General features: G+C 66.5%; 9 protein-coding genes and 1 pseudogene. 6 read left to right on the forward strand and 4 right to left on the reverse strand.

From position 1 onward, the window contains the following. The first annotated feature begins 8 nt into the window (after positions 1-8). From FB598_RS05805 to FB598_RS05815, 3 genes are all read left to right on the forward strand, one after another. On the forward strand, positions 9-3,176 hold the full coding sequence (locus tag FB598_RS05805; RefSeq protein WP_141914059.1) for an efflux RND transporter permease subunit: 3,168 nt from the start codon (positions 9-11) through the stop codon (positions 3,174-3,176). Beyond that, positions 3,176-4,687 (forward strand): efflux transporter outer membrane subunit, encoded by a 1,512-nt coding sequence (locus FB598_RS05810; RefSeq protein WP_141914058.1) that lies wholly within the window; start codon positions 3,176-3,178, stop codon positions 4,685-4,687. The genes FB598_RS05805 and FB598_RS05810 overlap by 1 nt, the downstream gene beginning before the upstream one ends. Before the next feature lie 133 nt (positions 4,688-4,820). After that, positions 4,821-5,345 carry a class IV adenylate cyclase gene (locus FB598_RS05815; RefSeq protein WP_141914057.1) on the forward strand — a complete coding sequence of 175 codons (525 nt, stop codon included), beginning with the start codon at positions 4,821-4,823 and terminating at the stop codon, positions 5,343-5,345. A gap of 42 nt (positions 5,346-5,387) precedes the next feature. Here FB598_RS05815 and FB598_RS05820 read toward each other — a convergent pair whose 3' ends face one another. Then, on the reverse strand, positions 5,388-5,843 hold the full coding sequence (locus tag FB598_RS05820; protein ID WP_141914056.1) for an SRPBCC family protein: 456 nt from the start codon (positions 5,841-5,843) through the stop codon (positions 5,388-5,390). 236 nt (positions 5,844-6,079) lie between these two features. Between FB598_RS05820 and FB598_RS05825 the strand changes: the two genes are divergently transcribed. After that, a complete protein-coding gene (locus FB598_RS05825; RefSeq protein WP_141914055.1) occupies positions 6,080-7,366 on the forward strand; it encodes an FAD-binding oxidoreductase in 1,287 nt (428 codons plus the stop codon). A gap of 137 nt (positions 7,367-7,503) precedes the next feature. Here the strand turns inward: FB598_RS05825 and FB598_RS05830 are convergent, their stop codons facing one another. Both FB598_RS05830 and FB598_RS05835 read right to left on the reverse strand, forming a co-directional pair. Continuing rightward, complete coding sequence (locus tag FB598_RS05830) at positions 7,504-8,802, reverse strand: LLM class flavin-dependent oxidoreductase (protein ID WP_141914054.1); 1,299 nt, start codon at positions 8,800-8,802, stop codon at positions 7,504-7,506. Positions 8,803-8,814: 12 nt separating this feature from the next. Beyond that, complete coding sequence (locus FB598_RS05835; RefSeq protein ID WP_141914053.1) at positions 8,815-9,786, reverse strand: sulfonate ABC transporter substrate-binding protein; 972 nt, start codon at positions 9,784-9,786, stop codon at positions 8,815-8,817. A gap of 220 nt (positions 9,787-10,006) precedes the next feature. On the opposite strand from FB598_RS05835, the gene FB598_RS05840 reads away from it, so the two are divergent. Both FB598_RS05840 and FB598_RS05845 read left to right on the forward strand, forming a co-directional pair. Beyond that, positions 10,007-10,195, forward strand: a complete 189-nt coding sequence (locus FB598_RS05840) for a metallothio multi-domain protein (RefSeq protein WP_141914052.1) — start codon at positions 10,007-10,009, stop codon at positions 10,193-10,195. A 47-nt stretch (positions 10,196-10,242) separates the two neighbouring features. Continuing rightward, positions 10,243-12,771 carry a DEAD/DEAH box helicase gene (locus tag FB598_RS05845; RefSeq protein WP_141914051.1) on the forward strand — a complete coding sequence of 843 codons (2,529 nt, stop codon included), beginning with the start codon at positions 10,243-10,245 and terminating at the stop codon, positions 12,769-12,771. Between the two features lie 9 nt (positions 12,772-12,780). Here the strand turns inward: FB598_RS05845 and FB598_RS05850 are convergent. Then, positions 12,781-14,188 (reverse strand): annotated as a pseudogene (locus FB598_RS05850) (MFS transporter). Between the last annotated feature and the right edge of the window lie 9 nt (positions 14,189-14,197).

Genomic DNA, 14,197 nt, shown 5'->3' on the forward strand with positions numbered 1-14,197 from the left:
GGGCGCACATGGCACGTTTCTTTATCGACCGGCCCATCTTCGCGTGGGTCATCGCCATCATCATCATGCTGGGCGGCCTGATGTCGATCCGCTCGCTGTCGCTGGAGCAGTATCCCGATATCGCCCCGCCCAAGGTCAACATCAAGGCGACCTACACCGGCGCCTCGGCCAAGACCCTGGAAGACTCGGTCACCCAGGTGATCGAGCAGCAGATGAAGGGCCTGGACAACCTGCAATACATGTCGGCCAGCTCCAGCTCGGCCGGCAGCGCCACCGTGTCGCTGACCTTCACCGCCGGCACCAATCCGGACGTGGCGCAGATGCAGGTGCAGAACAAGCTGCAGCAGGTCACCGCGCGCTTGCCGCAGGCGGTGCAGAACAACGGCGTGACGGTGACCAAGGCCTCCACCGATATCCTGATGGTGATGTCGCTGACCTCGGACGACCCGCGCATCACCGCCATCGACATCGGCGACTTCATCAGCAGCACGCTGACCGACCAGATCAGCCGCGTCGAAGGCGTGGGCGACGTCACCGCCTTCGGCACCAACTACGCCATGCGCGTCTGGCTCGACCCGGCCAAGCTGCAGAAGTACGCGCTGATGCCATCCGACATCACCAGCGCGCTGGAGGCGCAGAACACCGAAGTCTCGGCCGGCGAAATCGGCGCGCTGCCGGCGGTGCCCGGCCAGCAGATCAACGCCACCATCACCGCGCGCAGCAAGCTGACCACGGCCGACGAGTTCAGGCAGATCATCGTCAAGTCTTCCAGCGACGGTTCGGTAGTCAAGCTGTCGGACGTGGCGCGCGTGGAACTGGGCGGCGAAAGCTACCAGGTCGCCTCGCAGCAGAACGGCAAGCCTTCCTCGGCGCTGGCGATCCAGCTGGCCACCGGCGCCAACGCGCTGGCCACGGCCGACGCGGTCAAGAAGAAGATGGCCGAACTCGAGCCCTACTTTCCGGCCTCGATGAAGCTGAAGACCAACATCGCCTATGACACCACGCCGTTCGTGCGGGTGTCGCTGGAAGAGGTGGTCAAGACCCTGATCGAAGCCATCGTGCTGGTGGTGCTGATCATGTACCTGTTCCTGCAGAACATCCGCGCCACCTTCATTCCGGCCATCACGGTGCCGGTGGTGCTGCTGGGCACGTTCGGCATCCTCGCCATGTTCGGCTACTCGATCAATACGCTCACCATGTTCGGCCTGGTGCTGGCCATCGGCTTGCTGGTGGATGACGCCATCGTGGTGGTGGAAAACGTCGAGCGCCTGATGAACGAGCAGAAGCTCAGTCCCAAGGAAGCCACGCGCAAGTCCATGCAGGAGATCACCGGCGCGCTGGTCGGCATCGCCATGGTGCTGTCGGCGGTGTTCATCCCGATGGCCTTCTTCGGCGGCTCGACCGGGGTGATCTATCGCCAGTTCTCGATCACCATCGTCTCGGCCATGGCGCTGTCGGTGATGGTGGCGTTGACGCTGACCCCGGCGCTGTGCGCCACGCTGTTGAAGCCGCATGCCGGCGGCCATGTGCAGCAGGGTCGTTTCTTCAGCTGGTTCAACCGCACTTTCGACCGCAACGCGGGCCGCTATCGCGGCGGCGTGGGCGGCCTGCTCAGGCGCGGCAAGCGCGGCCTCCTGATGTATGGGCTGATCGTGGCGGCGATGGCGGTAATGTTCATGCGCCTGCCGACCTCCTTCCTGCCCGAGGAAGACCAGGGAGTGCTGATGGCGCAGATCCAGCTGCCCACCGGCGCCACCGCCGAGCAGACCGGCACGGTGGTCAAGACGGTGCAGGAATACTTCATGAACAAGCCGGAAGTGGTGGACTCGGTGCTGGCCATCGTCGGTGCCGGCGTCGGCGGCAACAGCCAGAACGGCGCGCGCGCCTTCATCCGCCTGAAGGACTGGAGCGCGCGCACCGGCGCCGGCCAGTCGGCCGCCGAACTGGTGCGCCGCGCCAACGCCGACCTGTCCAAGATCCGCGGCGCCCGCGTGTTCCTGATGAATCCGCCGGCAGTGCGCGGCCTGGGCCAGAGCTCCGGCTTCGACCTTGAGCTCAAGGATGTGGGCGGCGTCGGCCACGATGCGCTGGTGCAGGCGCGCGACCAGTTCCTGCGGCTGGCGCGCCAGAATCCGCGCCTGGCCAACGTGCGCACCACCGGACTGGACGACACGCCGCAACTGCGCGTGACCATCGACGACCGCAAGGCCGACGCGCTGTCGATCTCGACCGCCAGCATCAACGACACCATGGCCACCGCCATGGGCGGCACCTATGTCAACGACTTCCTGTCCAACGGCCGCGTCAAGAAGGTCTATGTGCAGGGCGACTCCGCCTTCCGCATGCAGACCGAAGACCTGAATCGCTGGTATGTGCGCAATTCGGCCGACCAGATGGTGCCGTTCTCGGCCTTCATGAGCAGCAAGTGGTCCTTCGGCCCGTCGCTGCTGGAGCGTTATAACGGCGTGTCCTCGTTCGAGATCGTGGGCGAACCGGCGGCCGGCGTGAGCTCGGGCGACGCCATGGCGGAAGTCCAGAACCTGGTGGCCCAGCTGCCCGCCGGCGTGGGCTTCGAATGGACCGGCGCCTCCTACCAGGAACGCCTGTCCGGCAACCAGGCGCCGATGCTGTATGCGATCTCGATCCTGTTCGTGTTCCTGTGCCTGGCCGCGCTGTATGAGAGCTGGTCGGTGCCGTTCGCGGTGATCCTGGCGGTGCCGCTGGGCATCGTCGGCACGGTGCTGCTGACCGGTCTGTTCGGCATGAGCAACGACGTCTACTTCCAGGTCGGCTTGCTGACCACGGTGGGGCTGTCGGCCAAGAACGCGATCCTGATCGTGGAGTTCGCCAAGCAATTGCACGAGTCCGGCAAGTCCTTGTGGGATGCCACGCTGGAAGCGGTGCAACTGCGGCTGCGCCCGATCCTGATGACCTCGCTGGCCTTCATGATGGGCGTGCTGCCGCTGGCCATCGCCTCCGGCGCCGGCTCGGCCAGCCGCCGCGCGATCGGCACCGGGGTCTTGGGCGGCATGATTTCGGCCACCATCCTCGGCCTGTTCTTCGTGCCGCTGTTCTACTTCGTGATCGGTTCCTGGCTGGACCGCAAGGGCAAGTCCGGGGCCAAGACCGATGAGGGCCGCGGCGACGACCAATCCATGCAAAAGGAGGGCGTGTGATGCAAACGCTCGCTGACAACAACAAGACTTTCCTGCAGCGTTCGGCAATGGCGCTGGCCCTGGCCGCCGCGCTGGCCGGCTGCGCCAACCTGGCGCCGGACTATGCGCAACCGGCCGCGCCGGTGCCGGCCAACTGGTCGCAAAAGGTGGATGGCAAGCAGATCGTTGCCGCAACCGGCGACCAGGCGGCAACGAACAATGCGAATGCGGACAGCATCGGCTGGCGCCAGTTCTTCCTCGATCCGCGCCTGCAGCAGGTCATCGCCATGTCGCTGGAGAACAACCGCGACTTGCGCGTAGCCGCGCTCAATATCGAAAAGGCGCGCGCCCAGTACCGCATTACCGACGCCGACCGCTATCCGGCCGTTTCCGCCACCGGCAGCAGCACCGCCAGCCGCACGCCGGCGCAGCTCTCCTCCAGCGGCCGCGCCACCGTGTCGCACCAGCAGAGCGTCACGGTCGGCATCAGCGCGTATGAGCTGGACTTCTTCGGCCGCCTCAAGAACCTCTCGGATGCGGCGCTGGAAACCTACCAGTACCAGGTCGAGACCCGTCGCAGCACGCACATCAGCCTGGTCGCCGAAGTGGCCACGGCCTGGCTGACGTTGGCCGCCGACCGCGAGTTGCTCAAACTGGCGCAGGACACGCTGCAAAGCCAGTCGCGCACGTATGAACTGAGCCAGCGCAGCCATGACATCGGCACCGTCTCCGGCGTCGACCTGGCCAGCCAGGAAGCGACCGTGGAGTCGGCCCGCGCCGATGTGGCCCAGTACACCGCCCAGGTGGCGCAAGACATCAACGCGCTGCGCCTGATGGCAGGCGCCGACCTGGACGAGGCCCTGCTGCCGCAAGGCTTGCCGCAGACTGCCAGCGTGCTGCTGGAGACGCCGGCCGGCTTGCCGTCGGAGGTGTTGCTGCGCCGTCCCGACGTGCTGGCCGCCGAACACACGCTGAAGTCGGCCAATGCCGACATCGGCGCCGCGCGCGCCGCCTTCTTCCCCAGCATCACGCTGACGGCCGACGGCGGCACCGCCAGCCGCACGCTGGGCGGGCTGTTCAAGCCGGGCAGCGCATCATGGAGCTTTGTGCCGTCGATCAACCTGCCCATCTTCAATGCCGGCAGCCTGCGCGCAAGCCTCGACTCGGCCAAGATCACGCGCGATATCGATGTGGCCAATTACGAGAAAGCGGTCCAGACTGCGTTCCGCGAAGTGGCCGATGCGCTGGCGGTGCGCGCCACGCTGGACCAGCGCATGCAGGCGCAAACCAGGGTGGCGGCGGCCAACGAGAAATCCTATCGCCTGTCGGAAGCGCGTTACCGCAACGGCATCGACAGTTACCTGACGACGCTGGTGTCGCAACGCTCGCTGTACAGCGCGCAGCAGACGCTGATCTCGCTGCGGCTGACCGAGCAGAGCAACCGCATCACGCTCTATAAGGTGCTGGGCGGGGGATGGAATGAACAGAGCCAGCCGCCGCAGGCGGTTGCGGACGGCAAGAGCGCGTCCTGACGGCTGCGCCATGAAAACGCCCCGCAGGCTGGATTGCCTCCGGCCTGCGGGGCGTTTTGCCGTCGCCTCGCCGTCTTGGCCCCGTCGCATTTTTCGGCGATGATCGGGATTTCCCCTCCGGATGATGTTGCCGATGTCCCGTAACGTAGAAATCAAAGCCCGCATACCGGGCATTCAAGCCATCCTGCACAAGGTGAAGGGCATTGCCGACCAGGGCCCCATTGAGATTGCGCAGGACGACACCTTTTTCCGCTGCGACGCCGGGCGATTGAAGCTCCGCCAGTTTTCCGCCGACCGGGGCGAACTGATTTTTTATCGTCGCGCCAATCAGGCCGGCCCCAAGGAATCCTTTTTCGTCCGCACTGCCACCGCCGAGCCGGCCGTCCTGCGCGAGGCCCTGTCACTGGCTTACGGCGAATCTGGCCGGGTCATCAAGCAGCGCACCCTGTTCCATGCGGGGCGAACCCGTATCCATCTGGACCGGGTGCAGGGGCTGGGGGAATTCGTCGAACTTGAAGTGGTGTTATCGGACGGCGATGCCATCGAGGACGGCATCCGCGAAGCGGAAGACATCATGCAAAAGCTCGGCATTGAACCTGCGCAACTGATTGAATCGGCTTATGTGGATCTGCTCGGCATGGCGCCCGCGGGCGCCTGACGGAGGGATCCACTTGCCGTCGCCGCCAGGCATCGGCCGGCGTCAGGCGCCGTCGGGAATCTCCGGATCCGTCAGTTGCGCCAGCAACTGCAGCGATTCCTGCCATCCGGCATAACAGAACTCCAGCGGGATCGCCGGCGGGATGCCTTCCTGCACAACGATGAGCTCGCTGCCGGTCAGCACCGGCCGGATCGTTACCGTCACCTTCATTTCGCCGGGCAGGTTTGGATCGTCGAACTTGTCGGTGTAGACGATGCGTTCACCGGGCACCAGCTCGACATAGGTGCCGCCGAAGGAGTGCGAGCTGCCGGTGCTGAAATTGGTGAACGACATCTTGTGCGAGCCGCCCACGCGCGCATCCATGTGATGCACCTTGGCGGTAAAGCCATGCGGCGGCAGCCATTTCACCATCGCATCGGGATCGAGGAAGGCGCGATAGACGCGCTCGGGCTTGGCGCGCAGGACGCGGTGCAGGCGGACGGTGTTGGGAGTGCTCATGGGGTGTTTCCTCCTTGAAGAAAATGGCAAGCGATCCGTGTGTGCGCTTACTGTCGGGCTGACGCCGCGGGACGGATCGTGGCCCTCGGTTCGTCGCCAGACCATATAGTATGCCTGTGCGTGGCCGGCGCAAACGCGCCGATACGCCGCAAGCACATCCATGCCGCATGCGCCGCCGACTTCACATATCATTCCCCTTATCATTTCCTTTTTCCCGCGCGAACCTTTTGCCGCCCATGCCTGCTTCCGACGAATTCCCTTTCCCCCGCCACGCCGTCATCATCGGCGCCGGCGCCATCGGCCTGATGAGCGCCATCCATGCGCTCGACCAGGGGCTGCAGGTGACCTTGCTGGACTTCAACGAGGCCGGCAGCGAAGAAGCATCGAGCTACGGCAACGCCGGCTGGTTGTCATCGCATTCGGTGATTCCGCCGGTGGAGCCGGGGATGTGGAAAAAGGTGCCGGGCTACCTGGCCGATCCGCTGGGGCCGCTGTCGATCCGCTGGCGTTATCTGCCGCGGCTGATGCCGTGGCTGCTGCGCAATCTGGCCAGCGCGCGGCGTGAGCGCATCCGCGCCACGGCCAGCGCCTTGCGTTCGCTGGCGGTCGATGCGCGGCTGCTGCACCAGGAAGTGGCGCAACGCGCCGGCGTCGGCCATCTGATCGATACCTCGGGCGTGCTGCATGTCTACCGCTCGCGCCGGCACTTTGAGGCCGATGCCTTCGGTTGGGGCGTGCGCCATGAGCTTGGCATCCGGTGGACCGAACTGGAAGGCGAGGCGCTGCGCCGGCGCGAGCCGGATCTCGATCCGGCGTTCGGGTTTGCCGTGCATGTGGATGAGGCCGGTCATTGCCGCAACCCCGGCGCCTACATGCAGGCGTTGGAGGCCTATGCGCGCGCACGGGGCGCGCGCCGGGTACAGGGGCGCGCCACCGGTTTCCGCATCGAAGAGGGACGCCTGAAGGCGGTGCTGACCGGGGATGGCGAACTTGCCTGCGACGCCGCCGTGATTTCAGCCGGCGCGCGTTCCGGGCAGCTGGCCGCCGCGGCCGGCGACCGCGTGCAGCTGGAGAGCGAACGCGGCTACCACGCCAGCATCGCCGGTCATGCGCAGCAAGCCACTGCGCGCACGCCGATGATGGTGTCCGAATTCAAGGTCATCGCCACCCAGATGGACGGCGGCTTGCGCATTGCCGGCCAGGTCGAGTTCGCCTCGTTCGAGGCCGCGCCCGATTGGCGGCGCGGCGAGATCATGCGCGACATCGCGTTGAAACTGTTCCCGGGATTGCCGCGCGAGCTGCCGGCAGCGGATGTGAAATTCTGGCTGGGCCGCCGCCCCAGCACGCCCGACGGCATGCCCTGCATCGGCTATGCCAGCGCCAGCCGCGATATCGTCCATGCCTACGGCCATGGCCATATCGGCCTGGGATGTTCGGCGCGCACCGGGCGCATCGTGGCGCAATTGCTGGCGGGACAGGAACCGGAGATCGACCTGGCGCCGTTCAGTCCACAGCGGTTCTGAGAGATGGTTCCGATACTTCAGAATGAAATGTCTTGCGCGGCCTTGACGGTCGTGCGCACGCCATACGCGCCGAGGTTGGACGTGTGGGCGGATCCGTACAGATAGTCACGGATTCGCATCTGTCCCGGCCCTGATCTTCATTGCGCCAGATGGTCGCGCAAATGCCTGCCGCGATATTCCTTGCGGAACAATCCCCGCCGCTGCAATTCCGGCACCACCTTGGCCGCGAAGTCATCGAAGCCGTAAGGCAGGTGCGAGGGCGAGATGACGAAGCCGTCGGCGCCGCCCTGCTTGACGATATGCTCCAGCCAGTCGGCGATATCGGCCGCGGTGCCGGCCACTTGCGGCGTCAGCACCCCTTGCGCGTAGAGGCGGCCGGCATCGGCCAGCGTGAGCTGGCGCTCGGCCGAGATTTCCCTGAGCAGTTTGAACAGGCCCTGGATGCCGCCCACCTGCACATCGCCGATGGGCGCCTCCAGCGCATAGGCGGAGAAGTCCACGTTCATGTGGCTGGACAAGGTCGACAGCCCGACCAGCGGGTCGGCCAGGGCGTTGGCCTCTTCACGCAACTGCTCTGCATGCGCGCGCGACTGGCCGACGAAGGGCATGACGGCGGACAGGATCCTGATGTCTTGCGGGCGGCGGCCGAACTTGCCGGCGCGGCCCTTGAGGTCGTCGTAGAAGCGTTGCATGCGCGCCAGGTCGGGCTGGATGTTGAACACCACTTCGGCCCAGCGCGCGGCGAAGTCCTGGCCGCGATCGGAGGAACCGGCCTGGATGATCACCGGGCTGCGTTGCGGCGAGGCCGGGATGTTGAGCGGGCCGCGCACATTGAAATGCGTACCGGCGTGGTCGATGGCCTCGACCTTGCCGGCGTCGGCATAGCGGCCGTCGGCGCCAAACTGCAAGGCGTCGGGTTGCCAGCTGTGCCACAGCTTGTGGGCGACGTCGAGGAATTCGTCGGCGCGGTCGTAGCGCACGTCATGCGGCAGCGTTTCCTTCAGGCCGAAGTTGTCGGCCTCGCCCTGGTTGACCGAGGTCACCACGTTCCAGGCGGCGCGTCCGCCGGAAAGGTGATCCAGCGTGGCGAATTCGCGCGCCAGGCTGTAGGGCTGCGAATAGGTGGTGGAGCGCGTGGCGCCCAGGCCGATGCGTTCGGTGACCGCCGCCAGCGCGCCGAGGATGGGCAACGGATCCAGCCGCGTGGCGTCCTGGTCGCCGGTGGCGATACCGTGGCGGTGGCTTTCGCCGTAGCGCGTCGACACCGCCAGCCGGTCGGCGAAGAACAGCAGGTCGAAATTGGCGCGCTCCAGCGTCTGCGCGATGTGGCGGTAATAGTCCAGCTGCAGGAAGCCGCCGGGGTTGCTTTGTGGATGCCGCCACAGCGCCTGGCTGTGGGCGGCATTGCCGGCGATCAGGAAGGCGGCCAGGTGCATTAGAGACACTCTTTAGACCAGCACTTCGGGGTAGACATTGTCCTGCACCCGCACCGCGCTTTTCAGCAGGCCGAGCTTGAGGAAGGCGTCGGCGATCTGCTGCTGTTCGGCGACGATGCCGGCATCGACCGCCACCGTGGTGTAGTTGCGGCGCTCGGTGGCCAGCTTCAGCACCTTGGGATCGACGCCCAGTTGCGGCGCCAGCAGGTCGGCGGTTTCCTGCGGATGCGCCTGGGTCCAGGCGTTGGCCTTCTTCAGTTCGGCGAACAGCGTGCGCACGATGTCCTTGTTCTGGTCGACGAACTTCGGCACGGCCAGGTGGAAGGTGCGGTTGTTGGACAGTCCGCTGCCGTCGCGCAGGATGCGCGGACGGGTCGTGATCTCCTGGCCGGCGAGGAAGGGATCCCACAGCGTGGCGGCGTCGACGTTGCCGGACTGGAAGGCCGCGCGCACGTCGGCGGCGTTGGTGACGTAGACCGGTTCGATATCGTTGTAGCTCAGGCCCACCTCTTCCAATGCCTTGAGCAGCAGGAACTGCACGTTCCAGCCGCGCCCGGTGGCGACCTTCTTGCCCTTGAGGTCCTTCACCGTGCGGATCGGCGAATCCTGGGCCACGAAGATGGCGATGCCCTTGGGATACGGTTGCTCGGCGCCGAGGTAGACCGCGTTCACGCCCGAAGCGTTGGCGAACACCGATGGCGTATCGGCGGCATGGCCGAAATCGATGGCGCTGGCATTGAGCGCTTCGGTCAGTTGCGGGCCGGCCGCGAACTCGAACCATTTCACCGACCAGCCGCGCGGCTGCAGCGCCTGCTCCAGCTGGCCGGTGCCCTTGAGGATATTGAGCGTGTTGAACTTCTGGTAACCGATGCGCAAGACCTTGTCCTGCGCCGCCCGCACCAGCGGCGCGCCGCCGGCCAGCGCACTGGCCGCCAGGCCTTGCAGCAGCAGGCGCCGCTTGAGATTGTGTTGTCCGCCGTTCATGCCCGATCCCCTTTTGTCATCCAAAAGGCAACAGGGTAGGCAACGGCGGGGCGCGCGGGAAGGAAGAATTCCGCAGTTGCAAATGCGAAATTATTTGTAGCCAGCCCGGCAATACCTTTCAGGCCCATTGCTTTTATGCCACTGCGGCAATTTGTCCCATTGCCGGAAGGCCTGGGTGTTTTTAAAATGACGCTTCTTCATCGCATCCCTTCTTTTTCCCATGACCGCATTGTTCGACCGCGTGGAAGCATTCGTGCGCAAGGCTTCAGGATGGCACATCGTGCTGGCCCTGCTGCTGGTGTGCGGCCTGTTGTGCTGGGCGGTCTGGGTATGGGCTACCGGCGAGGGCCGGACGCCTTTCGCCATGTTCGACTTCTGCATCACGCCGCCGGCAGCCGCCGGGAAGTAAACGTCGTCAGCCGTTAAAATGGGCGCTCGTTTTGCTGACGAGGCCGCATGCGCCCCCACTCCGCCACTTCCCCTTCTCCAGTCCGTTTCCAACCGCGCCTGACGCTGCAAACGCTCACACGCGGCGACGGCGTGCTTGGCATGCGCGCGCACGGCCTGTTCGGCCCGCGCGGCGGCATGGTGACGGTGGCGCAGATCGACTGGGTGTACGGCGAAGGCGCCGGCCGCTGGAGCATGCCGGCCCCGGTGCGCTTCGAAGACGAAGGCGGCGCCGGCTACACGCCGGCGCATGTGGTGCGCGACGTGGCGGCCGAAACGGCCGCCCTCGAACTGATCCGCGAACTAGGTTTCCTGCCGCTGCGCGAAGACGCCTTGCAATGGCGCGCGCACAATCCCCTGCACGATGCCGGCCCGTTGTGGACGCTGGTGCAGGAAGCCGCATTCGGCGACTTCTGGGCCGACCAGGCGCCGCGCCTGCAGCAGCTCGGCTGGCAACTGGTGGTCAGGCCCGGCTTCGCGCATGAGAGCGTGCCGGTCACCGCCTGGCGTTTCATCGTCAGCAGCGAGACCGGCGAAGTGCTGGGCAAGGAAGTGGCCGCGCCCCTGCAGCCGCGTGCGTTTTCGAGCGAGGTGTTCGACGGCCTCGATCCGTCCGGGCGCTGGCTGCTGTCGATCGGCATCGAGGTCGACGGCGAGACCATGGACGTCGGCCCGATGGTGGCCGACCTGTTGCGGCGCGACCCGCGCTGGGCCGATGCGCAGCAGGTCGAGAAGATGGACGACCACGCGGTGATCTCGCTGCGCGCCCCGGGCGGGCGCCGCATCGACGCCATGGCCGGGCCGCTGAAAGCCGTGGTGCTGGCGCTGCTCGACTTGCTGGGCGACCTCAAGCGCAAAGACGGACCGCTGAAACTGACGCCGTGGGACGCGCACCGGCTGGATGCCATCCATGCCGCGCTGCTGGATCTGGACGGCGGCACGCCCTGGCACATGAGCGGCGAAGCCGGCGTGCTGCAACTGGCGCGGCGTTTGCGCGAGGCCGGCGCGGTTCCAAGACTTGGCAGCATTGACGCGCCGCAGGGATTGGGCATCGCGCTGCGCGGCTACCAGCTGCAAGGCGTGGCCTGGCTGCAATATTTGCGCGAGCAAGGGCTGGCCGGCATCCTGGCCGACGACATGGGGCTGGGCAAGACCGCGCAGGTGCTGGCGCACATGCTCATCGAACAGCAGGCAGGCCGGCTCGACCTGCCGGCGCTGGTGGTGGTGCCGACCTCGCTGCTGTTCAACTGGCAGCAAGAGGCGCAGCGCATCGCGCCGGCCTTGCGCGTACTGGCGCTGCATGGCGAAGGGCGCGCGCGGCATATCGAGGCCATCGGCAACGGCGCGGCCGACCTGGTGCTGACCACCTATCCCTTGTTATGGCGCGACTTGGGCGAACTGGCCCGATTGCGTTTCCACCTGCTGGTGCTGGATGAAGCGCAAACGGTGAAGAACGCCGCCTCGCGCAGCGCCACCGCCGCGCGCAAGCTGTACGCGCGCCACCGCATCTGCATGACCGGCACGCCGCTGGAAAACCATCTGGGCGAGTTGTGGACGCAATTCCATTTCCTGATGCCGGGCTTCCTCGGCGACGCGCGCAGCTTCTCGCGCCTGTGGCGCAAGCCCATCGAAGAGCAGGGCCAGACCGTGCGCGCGCGCCTGCTGGCGCAGCGCGTGCGCCCCTTCATCCTGCGCCGGCGCAAGGAGGATGTGCTGCAGGAACTGCCGCCGCGCACCGAAATCATCGAACGCCTGCAACTGCAAGGGCGCCAGCGCGAGCTGTATGAAAGCGTGCGCATCGCCGCCGACAAGCAGGTCAGGCGGGCATTGCAGCGGCGCGGCCTGACCGGTTCGCAGGTCACGGTGATGGATGCGCTGCTGAAGTTGCGCCAGGTCTGCTGCGATCCGTACCTGCTCAAGGACGGTCGCATGCCCAGGGGCATCGAGCGCGCCAAGATAGAACTGCTGCGCGACATGTTGCCGGCGCTGGTGGCGGAAGGGCGGCGCATCCTGGTGTTCTCGCAATTCACGGCGATGCTGGCGCTGATCGAAGCCGAGCTGCGCGAACTCGGCCTGCCCTGGCTCTCGCTGACCGGCGACACCGAACCTGCCGCGCGCGGCGCCGTGATCGCGCAATTCCAGGCGCGCCAGGCGCCGCTGTTCCTGATCAGCCTCAAGGCCGGCGGCGTCGGCCTGAACCTGACCGCGGCCGACACGGTGGTGCTGGTCGACCCCTGGTGGAACCCGGCGGTGGAAGAGCAGGCCATCGCCCGCGCGCACCGCCTGGGGCAGACGCAGCAAGTGTTCGTCTACAAGCTGGTGGTCGAAGGCAGCATCGAGGAACGGCTGCTGGAACTGCAGGCGCGCAAGTCGGCGCTGGCCGAAGGCGTGCTGGGACGCGACGATGCGCAGGCGGTCAAGTTCGGCGAGGAGGAGTTGCAGGCCTTGCTGGCGCCGCTGGGAATGGGCATACGGGAGAAAGTGGCGGAGATTCCCGCGCGCTCATTGACGGCCGATGTATGGGACGGCGTGTCCTGAACACAGGCGCTACAACTCCGCCACTTCCTCCAGTCCTTTCCGCTCCGCATCCACCGCAAACTTCAGCGCGCATAATCCCGCCGCGATCGCCAGCGCCGCACCCAGCGCGTATCCCCCCGCCACCGCATGCCGGTCGCCGCCGGCGATCAGCCAGCCGAACAGCGCCGGCGCGATGAAGCCGCCGGTGCCGGTGCCGATCGCGTAGAAAATGGAGATCGCCATCGCCCGCATCTGCAATGGGAACACTTCGCTGGCGGTGAGGTAGGCCGCACTGGCGGCCGCCGAGGCCACGAAGAACACCGCGCTCCAGCACAGCGCCAATGTCAGCGCATCGAGCAGCCCGGCATCGAAGGCCCAGGCGGTGGCGGCCAGGCCGATGCCCGACAGCAGGTAAGTGGCGGCGATCATGCGGCGCCGGCCCAGGCTGTCGAACAGGTGGCCCAGCAGGAGCGGCCCTAGCACGTTGCCCAGCGCGAACGGGAAGATGTAGAGCGCCACGCGGTTGTCCGGCACCTGGTAGAAGCGCGTGAGCACCAATGAATAGGTGAAGAAGATGGCGTTGTAGATGAAGGCCTGGGCCACCATCATCAGCGCCACCATCAGGCTGCGCGCGGTAATGGCGCAGCAGCACATGCGCGATCTCGCCCAGGTTGAGCATGCCGCTGCCGGCCCGGCGTCCATGCCGGGGAAGCTCGGGAACGGGCAGCGCGCCATGCTCGGCGGCGACCTCGGCTTCGATCCCTGCCACGATGCGTTCGGCCTGTTCGCGCCGGCCATGCATCAGCAGCCAGCGCGGGCTTTCCGGCACATGGCGGCGCACCAGGATGATGGCGGCGGCCAGCACCGCGCCCAGCAGGAAGCATGCGCGCCAGCCATTGACCGGCCCCAGCATGCGCGCGTCGAGGATGACCAGCGACAGGCCAGCGCCCAGCGCCGCGCCGATCCAGAAGCTGGCGTTGATGATGAGGTTCACGCGTCCGCGCACGCGCGCCGGAACCAGCTCGTCAATGGCCGAATTGATCGCCGCGTACTCGCCGCCGATACCCAGGCCGGTGGCGAAGCGGCATAGCGCCAGGAACAGGAAGCCGGACGAGAAGGCCGTCGCCAGCGTGGCCAGCATGTAGACCGCCAGCGTGATCATGAAGAGCCGCTTGCGGCCCAGCTTGTCGGTCAGGCGCCCGAACAGCAGCGCGCCCGCCACCGCGCCGCCGATGTAGAGCGAACCGGCCCAGCCGACCTGGATGGCGTCCAGCGCCAGCGTGTCGGGACGCTCCAGCACGCTGCCGAGGGAACCGACCAGCGTGACTTCAAGCCCATCCAGTATCCACGCCACGCCCAACGCGATCACCACGCGCCAATGCCAGCGCGACCATGGCAGGCGGTCGAGGCGGGAGGGGATGTCGCTGGCCGCAGTCATGCTTGCCTC

Origin of the sequence: Herbaspirillum sp. SJZ106, from assembly GCF_006715495.1 — a bacterium.
In the GTDB taxonomy this organism is placed as follows: domain Bacteria; phylum Pseudomonadota; class Gammaproteobacteria; order Burkholderiales; family Burkholderiaceae_D; genus Herbaspirillum.